Annotated in this window: 20 protein-coding genes; 9 read left to right on the top strand and 11 right to left on the bottom strand. The window is 71.8% G+C overall.

What is annotated here, in order from left to right; genetic code table 11:
- Positions 1 to 47: 47 nt before the first annotated feature.
- Entirely contained in the window at positions 48 to 782 is a 735-nt protein-coding gene (locus ACFYOP_RS14785; protein WP_356892357.1) for a ferritin-like fold-containing protein, read from the bottom strand.
- Between the two features lie 492 nt (positions 783 to 1274).
- Here ACFYOP_RS14785 and ACFYOP_RS14780 point away from each other — a divergent pair, with 492 nt between their 5' ends.
- Both ACFYOP_RS14780 and ACFYOP_RS14775 read left to right on the top strand, forming a co-directional pair.
- Entirely contained in the window at positions 1275 to 3257 is a 1983-nt protein-coding gene (locus ACFYOP_RS14780; protein WP_388451572.1) for a DEAD/DEAH box helicase, read from the top strand.
- A 143-nt stretch (positions 3258 to 3400) separates the two neighbouring features.
- Complete coding sequence (locus ACFYOP_RS14775; protein ID WP_356892361.1) at positions 3401 to 4264, top strand: alpha/beta hydrolase; 864 nt, start codon at positions 3401 to 3403, stop codon at positions 4262 to 4264.
- Here ACFYOP_RS14775 and ACFYOP_RS14770 read toward each other — a convergent pair.
- Complete coding sequence (locus tag ACFYOP_RS14770; RefSeq protein WP_356892363.1) at positions 4255 to 5157, bottom strand: NYN domain-containing protein; 903 nt, start codon at positions 5155 to 5157, stop codon at positions 4255 to 4257. The genes ACFYOP_RS14775 and ACFYOP_RS14770 overlap by 10 nt on opposite strands.
- Positions 5158 to 5335: 178 nt before the next feature.
- On the opposite strand from ACFYOP_RS14770, the gene ACFYOP_RS14765 reads away from it, so the two are divergent.
- On the top strand, positions 5336 to 5491 hold the full coding sequence (locus tag ACFYOP_RS14765) for a hypothetical protein (RefSeq protein WP_356892365.1): 156 nt from the start codon (positions 5336 to 5338) through the stop codon (positions 5489 to 5491).
- A 75-nt stretch (positions 5492 to 5566) separates the two neighbouring features.
- Here the strand turns inward: ACFYOP_RS14765 and ACFYOP_RS14760 are convergent, their stop codons facing one another.
- From ACFYOP_RS14760 to ACFYOP_RS14745, 4 genes are all read right to left on the bottom strand, one after another.
- On the bottom strand, positions 5567 to 6172 hold the full coding sequence (locus tag ACFYOP_RS14760; RefSeq protein WP_356892367.1) for a MarC family protein: 606 nt from the start codon (positions 6170 to 6172) through the stop codon (positions 5567 to 5569).
- 48 nt (positions 6173 to 6220) lie between these two features.
- Positions 6221 to 7084, bottom strand: coding sequence for a PHP domain-containing protein (locus ACFYOP_RS14755; RefSeq protein ID WP_356892369.1), 864 nt, complete (start codon positions 7082 to 7084; stop codon positions 6221 to 6223).
- 111 nt (positions 7085 to 7195) lie between these two features.
- Positions 7196 to 7834 (bottom strand): DUF6758 family protein, encoded by a 639-nt coding sequence (locus ACFYOP_RS14750; protein ID WP_356892371.1) that lies wholly within the window; start codon positions 7832 to 7834, stop codon positions 7196 to 7198.
- A gap of 171 nt (positions 7835 to 8005) precedes the next feature.
- Positions 8006 to 8602, bottom strand: a complete 597-nt coding sequence (locus ACFYOP_RS14745) for a suppressor of fused domain protein (protein ID WP_356892373.1) — start codon at positions 8600 to 8602, stop codon at positions 8006 to 8008.
- Positions 8603 to 9053: 451 nt separating this feature from the next.
- Here ACFYOP_RS14745 and ACFYOP_RS14740 point away from each other — a divergent pair, with 451 nt between their 5' ends.
- From ACFYOP_RS14740 to ACFYOP_RS14730, 3 genes are all read left to right on the top strand, one after another.
- Entirely contained in the window at positions 9054 to 10169 is a 1116-nt protein-coding gene (locus ACFYOP_RS14740) for a magnesium and cobalt transport protein CorA (RefSeq protein ID WP_356892375.1), read from the top strand.
- Between the two features lie 35 nt (positions 10170 to 10204).
- Entirely contained in the window at positions 10205 to 10717 is a 513-nt protein-coding gene (locus ACFYOP_RS14735) for a hypothetical protein (protein WP_356892377.1), read from the top strand.
- A 398-nt stretch (positions 10718 to 11115) separates the two neighbouring features.
- Positions 11116 to 11403: a hypothetical protein gene (locus tag ACFYOP_RS14730; protein ID WP_356892379.1), complete on the top strand. Its 288-nt coding sequence runs from the start codon at positions 11116 to 11118 to the stop codon at positions 11401 to 11403.
- Positions 11404 to 11413: 10 nt separating this feature from the next.
- On the opposite strand, the gene ACFYOP_RS14725 is transcribed toward ACFYOP_RS14730, so the two are convergent.
- Positions 11414 to 11791 (bottom strand): nuclear transport factor 2 family protein, encoded by a 378-nt coding sequence (locus tag ACFYOP_RS14725; RefSeq protein ID WP_356892381.1) that lies wholly within the window; start codon positions 11789 to 11791, stop codon positions 11414 to 11416.
- A gap of 35 nt (positions 11792 to 11826) precedes the next feature.
- Positions 11827 to 12633, bottom strand: a complete 807-nt coding sequence (locus ACFYOP_RS14720) for a hypothetical protein (RefSeq protein ID WP_356892383.1) — start codon at positions 12631 to 12633, stop codon at positions 11827 to 11829.
- Between the two features lie 170 nt (positions 12634 to 12803).
- Between ACFYOP_RS14720 and ACFYOP_RS14715 the strand changes: the two genes are divergently transcribed.
- The 3 genes from ACFYOP_RS14715 to ACFYOP_RS14705 are packed head-to-tail and all read left to right on the top strand — an operon-like array spanning position 12804 to position 15828.
- Positions 12804 to 14066: a magnesium transporter MgtE N-terminal domain-containing protein gene (locus ACFYOP_RS14715; RefSeq protein WP_356892385.1), complete on the top strand. Its 1263-nt coding sequence runs from the start codon at positions 12804 to 12806 to the stop codon at positions 14064 to 14066.
- Positions 14059 to 14652, top strand: a complete 594-nt coding sequence (locus ACFYOP_RS14710; protein WP_356892387.1) for a DUF1003 domain-containing protein — start codon at positions 14059 to 14061, stop codon at positions 14650 to 14652. Before ACFYOP_RS14715 ends, ACFYOP_RS14710 begins: the two co-directional genes overlap by 8 nt.
- 42 nt (positions 14653 to 14694) lie before the next feature.
- Positions 14695 to 15828, top strand: coding sequence for an Mrp/NBP35 family ATP-binding protein (locus tag ACFYOP_RS14705; RefSeq protein WP_356892389.1), 1134 nt, complete (start codon positions 14695 to 14697; stop codon positions 15826 to 15828).
- Positions 15829 to 15909: 81 nt separating this feature from the next.
- Here ACFYOP_RS14705 and ACFYOP_RS14700 read toward each other — a convergent pair whose 3' ends face one another.
- The 3 genes from ACFYOP_RS14700 to ACFYOP_RS14690 all read right to left on the bottom strand — a co-directional run bounded on the left by ACFYOP_RS14700 (position 15910) and on the right by ACFYOP_RS14690 (position 19138).
- Positions 15910 to 16605, bottom strand: coding sequence for a hypothetical protein (locus ACFYOP_RS14700; protein ID WP_356892391.1), 696 nt, complete (start codon positions 16603 to 16605; stop codon positions 15910 to 15912).
- Between the two features lie 118 nt (positions 16606 to 16723).
- Complete coding sequence (locus ACFYOP_RS14695) at positions 16724 to 17185, bottom strand: sec-independent translocase (RefSeq protein WP_356892393.1); 462 nt, start codon at positions 17183 to 17185, stop codon at positions 16724 to 16726.
- A gap of 138 nt (positions 17186 to 17323) precedes the next feature.
- Positions 17324 to 19138 (bottom strand): trypsin-like peptidase domain-containing protein, encoded by a 1815-nt coding sequence (locus ACFYOP_RS14690; protein WP_356892395.1) that lies wholly within the window; start codon positions 19136 to 19138, stop codon positions 17324 to 17326.
- Positions 19139 to 19185: the final 47 nt, after the last annotated feature.

The following is a 19185-nucleotide window of genomic DNA, read 5'->3' as shown; positions in this document are numbered from 1 at the left end:
CGCGGAAAACGCTCCTGACGCTCCCCCGGCGCCGCTGTCCTGCCGCGCTATGCCGCGAGGCCCAGCGCCGCCATGCGCTTGGTGTGCGCCTTGGTGATGCGGGAGAACATCTCGCCGACCGCGGCCAGGTCGAAGCCGTCGGCCACACCGCCCACGAGCATCGTGGACAGCGCGTCGCGCTCGGCCACCACGCGCTGCGCCTGGGACAGCGCCTCGCCCATCAGCCGCCGCGCCCACAGGGCGAGCCGGCCGCCGACCCGCGGGTCGGCCTCGATCGCGGCGCGGACCTTCTCCACGGCGAAGTTCCCGTGACCGGTGTCGTCGAGCACCGCGAGCACCAGGGCGCGGGTGTCGCTGTCCAGGCGGGCGGCCACCTCGCGGTAGAAGTCGCTGGCGATCGAGTCACCGACATAGGCCTTGACCAGGCCCTCCAGCCAGTCGGACGGCGCGGTCTGCCGGTGGAAGTCGTCCAGGGCCTGGGCGAACGGCTCCATCGCGGCCGTCGGCTCCGCGTCGATGGCCGTCAGCCGGTCCCGCAGTCGCTCGAAGTGGTGGAACTCCGCGGAGGCCATCTTCGCCAGCTCGGCCTTGTCGGACAGGGACGGCGCCAGCTTGGCGTCCTCCGCGAGCCGCTCGAATGCCGCCAGCTCGCCGTATGCGAGCGCCCCGAGCAGGTCCACGACGGCGGCACGGTACTGCGGTTCCGCGGAAGCCGCAGCCCAGTCCTGGGCGGCGATCCCGGTGTGTCCGGTGGATTCAGTGGCGTTGTCAGGCGTCTCCATGACGGCACAATAGCCCGCCCGCCGCGGACGGTAAGGGCCTGGTCAGCCATGCCCGGAAGACAGTTCTCGTGAATTCACCCAACACACATGCGCGAATCCGGGGTACAGTGGTAATGCGCCTGCTGAGCGTTCGGAGCATTTCTGCGCCTTCAGTGGGCCGTCTGATGAATGAGGATGCCCGGTCGGTGCCACGATCGGCTCCGACCCGACCGCCCTCCCGGCGGATCGTCCGCACCTTTGCGTACGACCGCAGACGAGGGGCCCCCTCAGCGGTACGAGCGCTCGAGCGACGGCAGTGGTCCCGCACCGTCCGGCCGACCCATGGCCGGTCACACACCGGGTGCGGTACGACCCCCGCGTTCGCCTCGCGCCGCGTCTCACAGAAGAGGCAACACCCTGACTACGCAGACTTTCCGGGATCTCGGGATCCTGCCCGAGACCGCCGAAGCCCTCGAGGCCGTCGGCATTGTGAATCCCTTCCCCATCCAGGAGATGACGCTTCCCGTCGCGCTCTCCGGGTCCGACGTCATCGGCCAGGCCAAGACCGGCACCGGCAAGACGCTCGGTTTCGGCCTGCCGCTGCTGGAGCGCGTCACCGTCCCCGCGGACGTCGAGGCAGGCCGGGCGGAGCCCGAGCAGCTGACCGACGCGCCCCAGGCCCTGGTGGTCGTTCCCACCCGCGAGCTGTGCACCCAGGTCACCAACGACCTGCTGACCGCCGGCAAGGTCCGTAACGTCCGCGTGCTCGCCATCTACGGCGGCCGCGCCTACGAGCCGCAGGTCGAGGCGCTCAAGAAGGGCGTCGACGTCATCGTCGGTACGCCCGGGCGCCTGCTGGACCTGGCCGGCCAGAAGAAGCTGAACCTCTCGCACGTGCGTGCGCTCGTCCTCGACGAGGCCGACGAGATGCTCGACCTGGGCTTCCTGCCCGACGTCGAGAAGATCATCCAGCAGCTGCCTGCCAAGCGGCAGACCATGCTGTTCTCGGCGACCATGCCGGGCGCGGTCATCGGACTCGCCCGCCGTTACATGTCGCAGCCCACGCACATCAGCGCCACCTCGCCCGACGACGAGGGCGCGACCGTGCGCAACACCACCCAGCGCGTCTACCGCGCGCACTCCATGGACAAGCCCGAGATGGTCTCGCGCATCCTGCAGGCCGACGGCCGCGGACTGGCGATGATCTTCTGCCGTACGAAGCGGACGGCGGCGGACATCGCCGAGCAGCTCGCCCGCCGCGGCTTCGCCTCCGGAGCCGTCCACGGCGACCTGGGCCAGGGCGCCCGTGAGCAGGCGCTGCGCGCGTTCCGCAACGGCAAGGTCGACGTGCTCGTGTGCACCGACGTCGCCGCGCGAGGCATCGACGTCGAGGGCGTCACGCACGTCATCAACTACCAGTCGCCCGAGGACGAGAAGACGTACCTCCACCGCATCGGCCGCACCGGCCGCGCGGGGGCGAAGGGCATCGCGGTCACGCTGGTCGACTGGGACGACATCCCGCGCTGGCAGCTGATCAACAAGGCGCTGGACCTGGGCTTCCCGGACCCGCCGGAGACGTACTCCACGTCGCCGCACCTGTTCGAGGAGTTGTCGATCCCGGCCGGCACCAAGGGTGTCCTGCCGCGTGCCGAGCGCACGCGCGCGGGTCTCTCCGCGGAGGAGGTCGAGGACCTCGGCGAGACCGGTGGCCGCGGCCGCCGGTCCGCGTCGGCGGCGCCGGCCGCCGTCGAGGAGCGGCCGGCCCGTACGCGCACGCCGCGTCAGCGCCGCCGCACGCGCAACGGGGAGACGGTCGTACCGGAGCAGGCCACCAGCGACTCGCCGACGGCCGAAGCGCGCACGCCGCGCCGCCGCCGTCGCACCCGCGTGAGCGTGCAGGCGTCGCCTGAGGCGACCGCCGCGGTGGAGACGGCCGGCGTGGAGAGCGTCGCCGTCGAGACGGCCGAGGGCACCACGGTGACCCGGCCTCGCCGCCGCACCCGCGGCGCCGCGGCCGCCGTCGCCGTCGCCGAGCCGGTCGCCGAGGCCGTGGAGGTCTCGGAGCCGGCCGTTGCCACGGAGCCCGAGGCCAAGCCTCGCCGCCGGACCCGTGCGGCCGCCGCCACCGACACGGTCGAGGCACCCGAGGCCGAGACCAAGCCGCGCCGCACCCGCACCCGTAAGACCGCGGAAACCGCCGAGACGGCCGAGGCCGCGGCCGAGCCGGAGACCAAGCCGCGTCGCACCCGGGCCGCCAAGGCCGTGGCGACGGCCGAGGGTGACGTCGAGGCCGAGCCCGAGGCCAAGCCCCGTCGCCGGACGCGTGCGGCCGCCACCACCGACACGGTCGAGGCACCCGAGGCCGAGACCAAGCCGCGCCGCACCCGCACCCGCAAGACCGCGGAAACCGCCGAGGCGCCCGAGGCCGCGGCCGAGCCGGAGACCAAGCCGCGCCGGACGCGTGCCCGCAAGGCCGTGGCGCAGCCGGAGAGCTGACGCCCGCGCATCTGTGACGGCCCGGCCCCCTTCGCGGGGGCCGGGCCGTCGTGCGTCGTCCCCGCCGCACTCCAGGCCCGGCCCGTAAGCGTCACCGGGTGGCGCGTCCCGCGACGCGCGGGCTCCGCGCTAGCCTCGTGCGCATGAGCCGGCCTCCCACCTTCGTCCCGCCCTCCTGCGCCGTCTCCCGCGCGCTGTCGACGTCGCGCGGTGAGTTCGCCGTGCTCGACGCGCGGCCGGCGGCAGGAGACACCTGCGGCACCGCGCTGATGCTGCCCGGATACACGGGCAGCAAGGAGGACTTCATCGCGCTGCTCGAGCCGCTGTCGGCGGCCGGCTACCGCGTGGTCGCGGTCGACGGACGCGGGCAGTACGAGACCGACGGCCCGGCCGATCAAGCCGCGTACGCCCAGGACGGGTTGGCGAGGGACGTTCTTGCGCAGGCTGCCGCGCTCTGCGGCGACGGCGGGCCGCTGCATCTCGTGGGGCATTCGCTGGGCGGTCAGATCGCCCGGGCCGCCGTCCTCCTCGACGCCTCCCCGTTCGCGACGCTGACGCTGATGTCCTCGGGGCCCGCGCAGATCAGTCCGGCCCAGCAGCAGCGGGTGAAGCTGCTGAGCGACGCGCTCACCGTGATGTCGATGGAGCAGGTGTGGCAGGCGATCCTGGCCTTCGACGCCCCGGAGGACGCGGCGGAGGAGGCCACCGAGGGCCGTGAGGACCTGCGGCGGCGGTGGCTGCGCCACCAGCCGGCCCAACTCCTGGCGACGGGCCGTCAGCTGACGACTGAGCCGGACCGGGTCGCGGAGCTGGCCGCTGTACGGCCACTGCCCAAGCATGTGCTGTCGGGCGAGCGGGACGACACCTGGCCCGTGCCGCTGCTGGACGAGATGGCCCGGCGGCTGGACGCGCACCGGACGGTGATCCGCGGGGCGGAGCACTCACCGAACACGGACCGTCCCCTGGAGACGGCCACCGCGCTCGTGGACTTCTGGGCTCAGAACTGACCCTGCAGGTGCTGCCAGAACCCGTCCCGCAGCGCCCGTCTGAGCACGGCGTAACCGCGCAGTGAGCGCTGGAGCCGTCGTTCGGCCTCGATGAGCAGGTCCTGGTCGACGGGGCCGGGCAGATAGGGGTGACCGGGCAGCAGTTCGGCCATCTCTGCGCGCCCCCGCTCCACCAGCCATGTCGCCGCGATCTGCGCGCCGACGAAGCGCACCTCGTCGCGCGAGGGCGGCGGGGTGCCCTCGTTCTCGTAGGTCGTGACGGGCCTGCGGGTGATGTACGGGCGGCAGAAGTCCAGGTCGAAGGTGCGCTGGCTGTCGACCTCCCACAGCAGCGGCTCCGCCTGGTTGCGCCCCTCCCCGGCCTCGATGCCCCAGAGGTGGACCCGCGCGCCGTAGCCCTGGGCGGCCTCGACCGCGGAGACCAGATCCTCGTCGCCGCCGACGAGCGCCGCGTCGCTGATGGCACGGTGCCGGGCGAGGGACTCCAGGTCGGTGCGGATGAGGGAGTCGACGCCCTTCTGCTGGTTGTTGGCGTTCAGGTTGCCGAGCCGCACTTTGACGTCGGGCAGTTCGGCGACGGACTGCTGCTCGGGGGTGTGGATCCGGCGCCTGGCGCCGTCGTACCAGTACACCCGCAGCAGCCGGCTGTCGGCGAAGATCGTGCGCGCCTTGTCGATGAACGCCTCGATCAGGCCCTCGGCGTCCAGGTCGAAGGAGCGCCGGTCCTCGGTGCCCGCCACCAGCAACCCGGCCGCAGCATAGACGTAACCGGCGTCGACGAAGATGGCATGGGTGGAAGGGGTCTTCGCGACCTCGGCGAGCATCCGCTGCAGGAGCTCATTGGTGCGCTCCAGGCGGGTCGCGATGTCGCGGATCTCGGCGTCGTCGTTCATACGCGGCTCATTGTCCGTGTCCCGAGCGCTACTCGCCAGTACTTAGGCATTCGAAAAATTTCCTTAGCGTAGGGAATGTTTGCAGAATGCATCTCGTTGTACCCGTAGGTACCAGGGCGGGGAGCACCCGTCTGCCACACAGTTCTCCTGCAGGAGGATCACGACGAAGGGAGAAGCCTTGCGCTTCGAGATCATGCGACTGGACGACGTCAACGGCAGCGCCGTGGACAGTACGGTCGTGGACGCCGCCTCCGTCAACCGGATCGTGCAGCACGCCGCCAACACCGGCCAGCGCATCTATATCCGGCCCGCCGACTCCACCACTGCTTCATAACGCTTGCGAGTTCCCGGCGTGTGACGCCCCCGTACGGACGATCCGTACGGGGGCGCGTTGTCTGCGGGGGCGGGATCACGCGCCCTGGATCACCTGGGTGACGCCGTTGATGATCTGCTGTACGGCGATCGCGGAGAGCATCATGCCCGCGAGCCGGGTCACCAGCACCACTCCGCCGTCCTTGATCACACGGATGATCACCAGCGAATAGCGCATCGTCAGCCAGAGCACGGCGTGCATGGCGACGATCGCCGCCCACACCGAGATCTGCTGCCCGGCCCCGTCCGCGTGCTGCACGGCGAGAATCACGGAGACGATCGCACCGGGGCCGGCCAGCAGCGGCATGCCCAGCGGCACCAGCGCCACATTGACGTCCTTGGTCTGCTGGGGCTCGTCGGTCTTGCCCGTGAGCAGATCGAGGGCGATCAGCAGCAGGAGCAGCCCGCCGGCGATCATCAGCGCGGGCACGGAGACATGCAGATAGTCGAGGATCTGCTGACCGAGGATGCCGAAGACGGTGATCACACCGAAGGCGACGGCCACGGCCTGCCAGGCCATCCGCCGCTGCACCTTGGTGGCGCGGCCGGAGGTCAGGGCCAGGAAGATCGGGGTGATCCCGGGGGGATCCATGATGACGAAAAGGGTCAGGAACAGAGAGCCGAAAACGGCAGCGTCGAACACAGTGGTGACCTTGCGGGGAGAGGGTGGTACGCGGTGGACGGGCGAGGGTTACGGACGGACTCCGCCCGTGCCCGGCACCGGGAACGCGCCCGTGGCGCGGCGGGTGATCTCGCCGTAGATCTCCGGGTCGGTGGTGTACTCGCCGAGCCGGCAGGTCTTGCGGCTGCCGTGGTAGTCGCTCGAACCGGTCGTCAGCAGCCCGAGCTCCGCGGCGAGGGCCCGCAGCCGGGCGCGCGTCGGCTCGTCGTGGTCCATGTGATCGACCTCGATGCCGTCGAGGCCGCAGGCGGCCAGCTCGGCGACGGCCGCCTCGGGCACCACCCGGCCGCGCTTCACGGCGAGCGGATGGGCGAGGACGGTGACCCCGCCGGCGGCCTTGACCAGGCGGACGGCGGTGAAGGGGTCGAGTTCGTGCTTCTCGACGTACGCCCGGCCGCCGTCGGCCAGCCACTCGGGGGTGAAGGCGTCGGAGACGGAGGGCACCACACCGAGTTCGACGAGGGCCTCCGCGATGTGGGGCCGGCCGACGGAGCCGTCCCCGGCGATACGGGCGACCTGATCCCACTCGACGGGCACGCCGAGTCCCCGCAGCTTGCCCACCATGGCCCGGGCACGCGGCACCCGGTCGTCGCGTACGAGCTCCCGCTCACGCAGCAGCTCGGGCTCCTCCGCGTCGAACAGGTACGCGAGCATGTGCACGCCCACGCCGTCGAGGCGGCAGGAGAGTTCGGCGCCGGTGACGAGGGTCACGCCCTCGGGGACGGCCGCGGCCGCCTCGGCATGGCCCCGGGTGGTGTCGTGGTCGGTGAGCGCGACGACGTCCAGACCGGCCGCGGCCGCGTTCCGTACGAGCTCCGCCGGAGTGTCCGTGCCGTCCGAGGCCGTGGAGTGGGTGTGCAGATCGATGCGCACGACGCGTGACTCCGGGGCTCGGGGGCGGACAGGGGACACCTCAGGATAACTGCCGCGCGGGCACCCTCCGGCCGCCCTGCCGCGGCGGCGGAGGGCGGCACGGCGCCTCCGCTACGACAGGAGCCGCGGCGACAGCGCCCCGCACGGCAGCAGTTCGACCTCCGCGCCCGCGTCCCGCAGGTCGGTGAGGACCAGCTCGTCGTACATCAGCAGCCCGGACTGCTCCGGCCAGACGACGGCCCACAGCCACAGCCCGCGCGCCTCGCCCGCGAACACCGCGCGGTCGTCGGGGGAGCCGCCGACATGCCACAGGGGGGTGGGCCGGCCGGCTGCCAGGACCTTGGCCTGGGGCGGCTTGGCGACCTCGATGTGCGATCCCGGATCGGGTCCGTCGATCCCGGCGTAGCGCGAGCCGAGCCCGACGCCGAGCTCCTCGGCGACCAGCACCAGCTCGCCGATGCCGCCGAGCGGCCCCGGACCGGAGCACGCCACCGCCGTGGCACGACCGCCGCTGCGGTCGTCGCCCGCGTAGGCGACGCCCGTGAACAGCCAGCCGACCGGCAGTGGCCAGGGCATCCACACCGGGACCTGAGCGCGGTGCACCACGACACCGAGGGCCTCGACACTGGGCGGGATCACCGGCTGGAGAGGGTGCACAGCACCGTGCACACCGCACTGCCAGGAATCGGCGAAGAGACCGGGCGCCCTCACCCGGCCACCGCACTTCGGGCAACTGGGTTCGCCCCTCATAAGGACCAACGGTCCTCTCCGGCCGACCCCGCGTCAAGGACGATCACCCGTCCGGAGCGCGCCTTCGTCCCGGAAGAGTAGATGTGCGGCGCATGTACCGGCGCTCTCGGGCGGTGCGGCCCGGAGCTGAAACCCCGTCATGCGGGGGGTGACACGACCTGTCGGCCGGGCTCAGTCCAGGGTCACGGACCTGCGCAGCGGATCGCGGAGGTCCGTGCCGTGCGTCAGCCAGCGCTCCTGGAGCTCCGCCGCGCCGTGCACCCGCTTCCACGCCGCCTCGTTCGACGTCATGGGCAGCAGCGGCAGGAAGCGCACCGGGTCCATGGGCTCGTCCAGTTCGAGATCCTCGACCAGACCGCCCGGCTCCGCGACCAGCACCGAGCTGAAGGGCGCCGACGGCCAGAGCGCCTCCCCCACGTCGAGCGAGGCGCCCGGCGCCACGATCACGCCCTCGACCTGCGGTGAGGCGGCGAGCACGGCGAGGGGGCGCAGCACCTTGTCGGTGTCCGCGAGGCCGGCCCGCACGGTGAGCACCAGCTCGGCGCGCGGCCCCTTCACGGGGTCGGCGAGGGTCGCGGTGGGGTCCGCCATCGGGTGCGCGGACATGCCGAGAGTGGCGTATCGCACGATGTCCTTGCCGCTGTCCCGGCCCTGGAAGCGCAGGACCTCGATACGGTCGGTACCGAGGAACGTCACCGCGGCGCGTGCGTCCGGTTCGCCAAGTGCGCTGCGCAGCCGGGCTTCGACGAGAGCGAGAACATCTTCCATGTGGCGAGCATAGGTCGCGTAAGGAACGGGCAAACACAGGGATTGACCCGTAGTCGGCTGATACGCTTGGCCGCTGGTCGGGACGGCACACAGAAGTGATGCCTTCGAGTCCTGACGACACGTCGTCCCTCATGGGGGACCGGCCGGAGGAGGTGAGGCTGCGGTGGATCGAAGTCGATCGTGCAGTACCAGCAGCTCTTCCGCACGGCACCCTTCCTCTCGACGGCCCTGACCCGACGAGCCGGATCCGGTGAGCTGAGGACTTCTCCCGCACGGGGCCCTACGGCGTTTCGCATGACGGAAGAGCGCGAGCACTTCGTTTTTGCCTGTCTGTAGCGAACGCCGTCACCGCGTCACCGCGGTGCCGCCCGCTTTGCGGACGTATGCCTCACGTCCCCATTCCGGGCTGTGCCACGCCACCGCCGACGGCCTCTCCGTGAAGGAGCCAGCCATGTCGATGATCCGTGACCTGCGCGCAGCGGTCCGCCCCTCGCTGCGCAAGAGCAGCACCCCCTACAGCGGTTACGACGCGACCCGTGACCCCTCGGCGTCCAGCGCGGTCGTCGACTGCGCCGTCTACCGCGACGGCCGTCGCCTCGAGAGCAGCGTCTGCCTCACTCCGCACGAGGCGATGCTGCGGGTGCGGGAGGGCGGCGGCTTCGCCTGGATCGGGCTGCACGAGCCCACCGAGGCCGAATTCGCGGGCATCGCCGCCGAGTTCGGGCTGCACCCGCTGGCCGTCGAGGACGCGGTCCACGCCCACCAGCGGCCGAAGCTGGAGCGCTACGACGACACGCTGTTCACCGTCTTCAAGACGATCCACTACGTGGAGCACGCCGAACTGACCGCGACCAGCGAGGTCGTGGAGACCGGCGAGGTGATGTGCTTCACCGGCCGGGACTTCGTCATCACGGTGCGGCACGGCGGCAAGGGCTCGCTGCGTGCGCTGCGGCACGGCCTGCAGAAGGACGCCGAACTGCTCGCCAAGGGCCCCTCCGCGGTGCTGCACGCCATCGCGGACCATGTCGTCGACGGCTACATCGCGGTCGCGGAGGCCGTGCAGGACGACATCGACGAGGTGGAGATCGAGGTCTTCTCCGCACCCGCCAAGGGCAGCACGCGCGGCGGCGACGCCGGGCGGATCTACCAACTCAAGCGCGAGGTGCTGGAGTTCAAGCGGGCCGTCTCGCCGCTGCTGCGGCCGATGCAGCTGCTGAGCGAGCGGCCGATGCGGCTGGTCGACCCCGACATCCAGAAGTACTTCCGCGACGTCGCCGACCACCTCGCGCGGGTGCAGGAGGAGGTCATCGGCTTCGACGAGCTGCTGAACTCCATCCTCCAGGCCAACCTGGCCCAGGCGACGGTCGCCCAGAACGAGGACATGCGCAAGATCACCTCGTGGGCGGCGATCATCGCCGTCCCCACGGCGGTCTGCGGGATCTACGGCATGAACTTCGAGCACATGCCGGAGCTCCAGTGGAAGTACGGCTATCCGCTGGTGCTCACCGGGATCGCCGTGGTGTGTTTCGCGATCCACCGCACGCTCAAGCGCAACGGCTGGCTGTAGGGCCGGCGGCGGGAGCCGGTCGATAGGCTGCACGCATGACATCGCATCTGCTCGGCCGGGCGCTCGTCGAGGAGGCCACCAGGAAGTCCGGCCTCGTCTGGGTCCGCGGCGACGGCCCCACGCGCGCCCTGTGGCACGTGTGGCACGAGGGCGCCGCGCACATCGTCGGCGACGGCCCCGGCGAACAGCCGCTACCGGGTCTCGCCGACGGCGGGGACGCGGAGGTCACGGTCCGGAGCAAGGACAAGGGCGGCCGGCTGGTGGCCTGGTCGGCCCGCGTGACCGAGCTGGTCCCGCGCTCCGAGGAGTGGCACGCCGCCGTCGCCGAACTGAAGGGCAAGCGGCTGAACGCGCCGGACGCCGAGCAGATGACGGAGCGCTGGGCGCGCGAGTGCCGCGTGCTGCGGCTCGAGCCCCGGGAGGTCGCCACGGAGCTGCCGGACGGCTCGCTGGCGGCCGCGCCCCTGCCGACCGTCGCGACCACCCGGCGGCCGGCGCCGGCGGCGCTGCCGCGGCTTCTCCTGAAGCGGCGGGGGCGGCGCGGCTGACGGGGGCTGCCGCTGCGCGGAGCCTGTTCCCCACCCCACCCCACCCCGTCCCTTCCCGAACCGGGCTCTGCCCGGACCCGCGCCCCAATAGCCGGCGGAGCTCCAAAGGAGCCGGGCCTGGGGGTACTCCCCCTACGGGGGGGCGTGGGAGGCGCCCCCACCCACGGCCGCCAGGCCGTAGGGGGAGAGTGAGGCCACCGCGCCTGGGCGAAGCCCGGGCCCGGCCCGGAGGGCGGTGCGGGGTCCGGGGCCTGCCCCGCCACGCGGCGGAGCCGCACATCCGGTACAGCGGGAAGGGGCGGGGAGGGGAACACGCCCGCCGCAGGGCTTCGGCGCGCCGGGACGCGGCGCTGCGGCGACCATGAAAGCGCAAGCCCCGCCGGCCCAAGGAGAGCACCATGGTGACGCTCCACATCGAGCACGCGATCACCGACATGGAGACATGGAAGTCCGCGTTCGACCGGTTCGCCGACTTCCGTCGCCAGGGCGGCGTACGCGGCTACCGCATCCAGCAGCCCGTCGACAATCCGAAGTACGTCGTCGTCGACCTGGACTTCGACACGGCGGGGGAGGCCGAGAAGTTCCGCGACGCCCTGGTCGCGAACGTCTGGCCGTCGCGGGAGAAGGCGCCCGCGCTGATCGGTACGCCGGAGACGAAGGTCCTCGACGTGGTCGAGGAGGGCTGACCCCGCGGTCTCAGATCCGCTGGACGTACGGAGCCCGCCACTCTGGAGAGGGGTCCGCGCCGAGTTCCGTCCAGTATTCGCGGCCGCCGGTGATCCGGCCGTCGTGAACGGTCCAGAAGGACACCACCCGGTGGACGCCCATCGTGTCGTGCGGGACCTCGACCTCGGAGACGACGTCGTCTCCGGACGGCAGGATGCGCAGGACGTTGCTCGACCATCCCTCCGGGTACTCCGCGTTGACGCGCACGTAGTTCTCGCGGCCGAGGATGCGTTCACCGCTGACCGGCCACTCCACGACCAGGTCGTCCGCCAGCAGCTCCCCGACGCCTGCCCAGTCCCGGTCCTGTATGCGGTCCCAGAGCATCTGCACGGTCCTCGAAGGTTCCATGACCCACATCCTGCACCGCACCACTGACAGCAGCGTCAGCCGTCGGAGTCCGAGCCCTGGCCGGAGTCCGCGCCCGGGTCGGACGACTTGGGGAGCTGTTTCCCGTAGTCCACCGTCTCACCCTCCGCGGGCTCGGCCAGGGGGAAGTCCTTGTCCCAGTCCGCCAGGGTGAGCACCCCCGCGCCCCCGGCCCGCCGGAACTGCAGGGGGTACGGCTTGCCCTCCAGCGACACGTCCAGAACACCGCCCCGGCCGCCCTCGCCGGCCTTCACCTTGATGGTGCGCACCCCGCCGACGCGGGTCCGGTCGCCCTTGGTGAACTCGCCCTGCATGCCGAGCAGCCCGTCGAGCAGCACGTCCATGTCGGTGAAGCCGCGGAACTGCTTGTAGGAGGGGTCGCCCTTCGGCACCTTCACGTACTTGTCCGCCAGCTTCTTCGCCGCCTCCAGGTCGGACTTGGCGGGCTCCTTCTCCCCGTCGCCGTCGGCATGGCTCCAGAAACCGGCGTCGGCCTTCAGGAAGAGGGTGTCGCCGATCCTCAGCAGCTCGAAGGCGTTCTCCTCCGAGGTGAGGGAGCCGGTGCCGCCGTCCTGCTTGAGCCGCATGTCCAGCTTGTAGGTGCCGCCCTTGCTGACGAGCGTGCCCGAGAGACGTACGGAGTTCGCGGCGTCGGCCGCCGCCCGCGCCTTGGTCTCGATCTCCTCCGCCGTGAGTTTCCCGACCCCGTTGGTCCCCGCGTCCGGGTCTTCTGCGCACGCCGTGAGCGCCACGGCCAGTCCGGCACAGAGCACCGCCGAGAGCGCGGCCCGGCGCACTCGGCCGGCCGGAGGGAGGGGAGTCACGAGCGCTCTGCCTCTCATCTTTGGGGGGATGGCAGACCGCAGCGTACCCGTGTGCGGTGCACCGTTACGCAGGCAGCCGTACGGACGTCAGCCGGGGGCGGGCCGGATCGGTACCGGCTAGCCTGAACCCGTCGAAAGCCAGTATTTCCGGGCATAAGAGAGGGGCGAGCATGGCGGCGGGCGCTCCTCGGGTCTTCGTCTCCCACCTCGCGGGTGTGCCCGTGTTCGACCCCAACGGCGATCAGGTCGGCCGGGTGCGGGACCTGGTGGCGATGCTGCGCGTGGGTCGGCGTCCGCCGCGGCTCCTGGGCCTGGTGGTCGAGGTCATCAGCCGTCGCCGGATCTTCCTCCCGATGACGCGGGTGACGGGTGTCGAGTCGGGACAGGTCATCACGACCGGTGTGCTCAACGTGCGCCGCTTCGAGCAGCGGCCCACCGAGCGGCTGGTGCTGGGCGAACTGCTCGACCGCCGGGTCCGCCTGGTGGAGAGCGGCGAGGAGGTCACCGTTCTCGATGTGGCGATCCAGCAGCTGCCCGCCCGCCGCGACTGGGAGATCGACAAGGTCTTCGTACGCAAGGGCAAGGGAGGCGCGCTGCGCCGCAAGGGAGAGACGCTGACCCTGGAGTGGTCCGCCGTCACCGGCTTCTCGCTCGAGGAGCACGGTCAGGGCGCCGAGAGCCTGCTCGCCACCTTCGAGCAGCTGCGGCCGGCCGACCTCGCCAATGTGCTGCACCATCTCTCGCCGAAGCGGCGTGCCGAGGTGGCCGCGGCCCTCGACGACGACCGGCTCGCCGATGTGCTGGAGGAGCTCCCGGACGACGACCAGGTGGAGATCCTCGGCAAGCTCAAGGAGGAACGGGCCGCCGACGTCCTGGAGGCCATGGACCCGGACGACGCCGCCGACCTGCTGTCCGAGCTGCCGGAGGCGGACAAGGAGCGGCTGCTGGCCCTGATGCGGCCCGACGACGCGGCGGACGTCAGGCGGCTGCTGGCGTACGAGGAGCGTACGGCGGGCGGGCTGATGACGACCGAGCCGATCGTGCTGCGCCCCGACTCGACGGTGGCCGACGCGCTCGCCCGGGTGCGTCAGCAGGACCTCTCCCCCGCCCTCGCCGCGCAGGTGTACGTGTGCCGGCCGCCCGACGAGACGCCGACCGGCAAGTACCTGGGCACGGTGCACTTCCAGCGGCTGCTGCGCGACCCGCCGTTCACCCTGGTCAGCTCCATCGTGGACAGCGATCTGCCGCCGCTGCCGCCCGACGCCCCGCTGAGGTCGGTCACCCAGCACCTCGCCACGTACAACATGGTGGCGGCGCCGGTCGTCGACGAGAGCGGGTCGCTGCTCGGGGTCGTGACCGTCGACGACGTACTGGACCACCTGCTGCCGGACGACTGGCGCGAGACCGAGTTCGAGGACCCCGCGCATGGTTAGCGGGCGGGACCCCGGGCTGCCCGACCGGAGCGAGCGGGAACGCATGCCGGCCGGGGCGAGTGCCGCGCCGCGGACCCGGGTGCGGCTCGACCTGCCGCGGCCGCCGCGCCGCAGTCTGCTGCCCGAGTACGACCCGGAGGCCTTCGGGCGGTTCTCGGAGCAGATCGCCCGGTTCCTGGGGACGGGCCGCTTCCTCGTCTGGATGACGATGACGATCATCACCTGGGTGGGGTGGAACGTCACCGCGCCCCCGGACCTGCGGTTCGACGAGTATCCGTTCATCTTCCTGACCTTCGCGCTGTCGCTTCAGGCCTCGTACGCGGCGCCGCTGATCCTGCTGGCGCAGAACCGGCAGGACGACCGGGACCGGGTCAATCTGGAGCAGGACCGGAAGCAGAACGAGCGGTCGATCGCGGACACGGAGTATCTGACCCGTGAGATCGCGGCGCTCCGGATGGGCCTCGGCGAGGTCGCGACCCGCGACTGGATCCGCTCGGAGCTCCAGGACCTGGTCCGGGAACTGGAGGAGCAGCGGGCCGCCGTCACGTACGAGCAGTCCGGCCGGAGTGACGAAGACGACCGCTGACGGGCTTCCCGGTGGCGGGAGGCAGCGCCGTACCATTCCCGTATGGCTACGGAAGACGCGGTGCTTGAGGCACTGGCGACGGTGAACGACCCCGAGATCAACCGACCGATCACCGAACTGGGCATGGTCAAGTCGGTGGACATCGGGGACGACGGCACGGTCGCCGTCACGGTGTTCCTCACCGTCTCCGGCTGTCCCATGCGAGAAACGATCACCAGGAACGTCTCGGAGGCGGTCTCGCGCGTCGAGGGCGTCTCCCACGTCGACGTCACGCTGGACGTGATGAGCGACGAACAGCGGAAGGATCTCGCCGCGTCACTGCGGGGCACCACGGCGGAACGTGAGGTGCCGTTCGCCAAGCCGGGTTCGCTGACGCGGGTCTACGCGGTGGCGTCCGGCAAGGGCGGTGTCGGCAAGTCGTCGGTGACCGTGAACCTGGCGGCGGCCATGGCGGCCGACGGACTCAAGGTCGGCGTCGTCGACGCGGACATCTACGGCCACAGCGTGCCGCGCATGCTGGGTGCGGACGGCCGTCCCACCCAGGTCGAGAACATGATCATGCCGCCGTCGGCGCACGGCGTGAAGGTGATCTCCATCGGCATGTTCACCCCGGGCAACGCGCCCGTGGTGTGGCGCGGGCCGATGCTCCACCGGGCGCTGCAGCAGTTCCTCGCCGACGTGTACTGGGGCGACCTGGACGTGCTGCTGCTCGACCTCCCGCCGGGCACGGGCGACATCGCGATCTCCGTCGCCCAGCTCGTCCCGAACGCGGAGATCCTCGTCGTCACCACCCCGCAGCAGGCCGCGGCCGAGGTCGCGGAGCGTGCCGGATCCATCGCGGTGCAGACGCACCAGAAGATCGTGGGCGTCGTCGAGAACATGTCGGGGCTGCCCTGCCCGCACTGCGACGAGATGGTCGACGTGTTCGGCACCGGCGGCGGTCGGAGCGTCGCAGAGGGCCTGACCAGGACGACCGGCGCGACGGTGCCGGTGCTGGGCTCGATCCCGATCGACGTACGGCTCCGCGAGGGCGGCGACGAGGGCAAGCCGGTCGTCCTGACGGACCCGGACTCCCCGGCCGGCGCGGCGCTGCGCGCGATCGCCACCAAGCTCGGCGACCGCCAGCGCGGTCTGTCCGGCATGTCGCTGGGGATCACGCCCCGCAACAAGTTCTGACGGGTCTCCCCCGCGTGATCCCCCACTGAATCGCGAAACCGCCCAGAAGAAAGGCGCCGCTCGGTCCGAGCGGCGCCTTTCTCACTGCGCGTACGCGGCCGGGTTGGGCACCACGGCGAAACCCAGACCGTACGCGCTCATCCCGCGCCCGTACGCCCCGAGGTGGACGCCGGAACCGGTCGTCCCGGCCAGTACCCAGCCGAACTCGGACTCGCGGTAGTGGAACGGCGTCGGCACCCCGTCGACCGGCAGCGAGAGGGCCGACCACGCGGGGCCCTCCAGGTCGTCGGCCAGTTCGAACGCGGTCTCCGTCTGCTGGTCCAGCCAGTCGTCACGCAGCGCGTGGTCGAGCTTCTCCGGCCAGGTGTGGGCCAGCAGGCCCGAGCCGGCGAGCCACGCCGCCGAGGAGACCGTGGTGGCGTCCAGCACGCCCGTACCGTCGCCGCTGCGTCTGACCGGACTGGCCGCGACGGTGACCACGACGGCGAAACGCTCCTTCTCCGCGCCTGCCGTCTCGGACCGTATCGTCGGCTCGTCGCCGTGGCCGATGGCCCCGTGCTGCACCGTGCCGTCCGCGGCGGTCCCGACCTGCATCAGGCGCCGCGGGCCCGTGAAGGCCGCGTCCAGGGCGTACCAGGGGAAGGCGGCGTTCTTGAATCCCTCCACCGCACGTCGGGCCGCCGTGTCCCCCTGCGCCGTGCGGGACCTGTAGCCGCTCTCGGCCGGCGAATCGCCCGCCGACTCCTGCTGCTCCGTCACCCGGCTCGTCGTCGACATGTGCCGACCGCCTCCTCTGTCTTTCACACCTGCAGCGGACCCGCCCCCCTCGGGCGTCCTCACTGCCGGACAGATGGAGAATAGCCACCCTGCCGCCGGTCTCCGGGCAGGACGGTCCTCAGGTGGCGTCTGCGTCGAAGGGCGGACGCTCGACGCGGGCGGGCTTGTCGCCCTTCTTGAGCAGGTCGGGGCCGCCTGTGGAGGAACCGTTCACCGCGGCGGGGACAGAACTCCCCGACACACCGGAATGCTCCGTTCCGTTGACGGCGTCGGCGACCTCGGTGATCTCCTTCTTGAGGTCGAAGCTGCTGCGGAGGTCCTTGAGCTCCTTCAGATCGTCGTTCTCCGCGAGCTGCTTGCGGAGGTACGTCTTCGGGTTGAGATCCTCGAACTCGAAGTCCTTGAACTCCGGTCCCAGCTCGCTGCGGATGTCCTCCTTCGCGCTCTCCGAGAACGCGCGGACCTTCCGGATGAAGCGGGCGGCGTCCTGGATGACCTTCGGCAGCTTGTCCGGACCGAAGATGAGCACAGCGAGAACCACGAGCACCACCAGCTCGAGTGCGCCTACGTCATTGAACACCCTGCTGCTCCTCGTGTTCTTTGTGCTCGCTGTGTTCTGTCTGCCCGCCAGGGACCGCGGTCCGGCCGGGGTGAGGGCCCGGTCCAAGGTACCTGGCGGAGCTGTCGGGCCGGTACCGTCCGGGCGGCCCGGAGATGGTCACGAGCTGTCCGCCGAACCGAGGACCAGCGTCAAGGTCCGCTCGTCGCCGCCGCGCCGCAGGGTGAGCTCCAGCTCGTCCCCGGGACGGTGGGCACGGATCTTGACGATCAGCTCCTCGCCGCTGTGCACCCGCCGGCCGTCGACCTTCGTGATGACGTCGCCCGGCTTGACGCCCGCCTTCGCGGCGGGGCCGCCCGGGGTGACAGCGGGGGTGTCGTCCTGCCCCTTCTCGCCCACCCGGGCACCGTCACCGGTGAAGCGCATGTCGAGGCTGACCCCGATCACCGGATGCGTGGCCCTGCCGGTGCTGATCAGCTCCTCGGCGACGCGCTTTCCCTGGTTGATGGGGATGGCGAAGCCCAGCCCGATGGAACCGGCCTGCCCCCCGTCCGGCCCCGCGCCGGTGTCGGCGGCCCGGATGGCGCTGTTGATGCCGATGACCCGGGCCTGGCTGTCCACCAGCGGACCGCCCGAGTTGCCGGGGTTTATCGGCGCGTCGGTCTGCAGCGCGTCGACATAGCTGATGTCGCTGCCGTCGCCCTTCTCGCCGCCGGCCGTGATCGGGCGCTCCTTGGCGCTGATGATTCCCGACGTGACCGTGTTCTGGAGGTCGAACGGTGCACCGATCGCGACGACCGGGTCGCCCACCCGGACGTTCTCCGAGTTGCCCAGCGGCAGCGGCTTGAGACCGTCGACACCGGTGACCTTGACGACCGCCAGGTCGTAGCCGCTGTCCTTGCCGACGAGCGTGGCCTTGGCCGTTTCGCCGCCGCTGAAGGTGATGGAGATGTCCCCGGAGGCCCCGGCCGGGTCGACCACATGGTTGTTGGTGAGGATGTGGCCCTGCTCGTCCAGCACGAAGCCGGTGCCCGTGCCCTGCTCGGTGTCGCCGCTGACGTGCAGCGTGACGACGCTCGGCAGAGCCCGGGCGGCGATGCCGGCGACGCTGTCGGGCGCGCGGTCGACGCTCTCCGGACCGGCCTGCGGGAGCTCGATCCGGGTCACGCCGCCGTTGCGTTCCACGTACGCGCCGACGGCGCCGCCGACGCCGCCCGAGACGAGCGTGAGCACCAGGGCCCCGACGAGCAGCGGGCCGCGGCGGCGCTTACGGGGCGCGGGCGGCTCTCCGGGGTGGGTGAGCGGCTGCCCGGGGGCGCTCCAGGGGTCGTACCGGAGCCACACCGACGACAGGGGCTGCGGCCGCTCGTCGGCCGGGGGCGGGCCGGGGGCCGGGGCGGGTGCCGGAGACGCGGGAACGGCGGCCGGGTGGGGCTGCGGGTGCGGGGCGGGCTGGTGGGGGTGCGGGGCGGGCGGGTGCGGGGGCTGCGGGTGGGGCGGCTGCGGGGCGTACCCCCCGGCGGTCTCGGCCCCGGCCGTCGCGTACTGCGGAGGCACCGGCGTGCCGTTGGCCGGCGTCGGCACCGGCCGCTGCACGGGAGGGGCAGGCGCCCAGGGCCCCGGCCCGCCGTACGGCGGCGTGCTGTAGGCGTCGGGCTCGTGCAGCGGCGTGGGCCTGGCCGGGACGGCGGGCGCTTCGAGCGCTTCGGCCGCAGCCGCGGGGGCGGCGACGGAAGCCGTGCCGACGGTGTCCGCCGGTGCAGTGCCGGCGGCGTCCGCCGGTGCGGGCAGCTCCGTGGGAGCCGCGGGCGGGCCCGCCGGCGCGGGGGGCGCCTCGTGGGCCGTCGGCGCCGCGTCCGGCGCCGCAGGCGTCACGTCGCCAGCGGGGGCCTCCGCCTCGGGAGGAACCCCGCGTCCCGTGCCGGGGCGGCTCCACCACTTCGCCTTGGGTCCGGTGGGCTTCCCGTCGTCCATGCTCTCCCCGCAAACTGCCGGCCGATGCGGCGCCCACGCGGACGCCC

Origin of the sequence: Streptomyces sp. NPDC006294 (assembly GCF_042870895.1) — a bacterium.
GTDB lineage: Bacteria > Actinomycetota > Actinomycetes > Streptomycetales > Streptomycetaceae > Streptomyces.
Note: the sequence above shows the minus strand (reverse complement) of the source record. Positions and strands in the feature narration are given on the sequence as shown.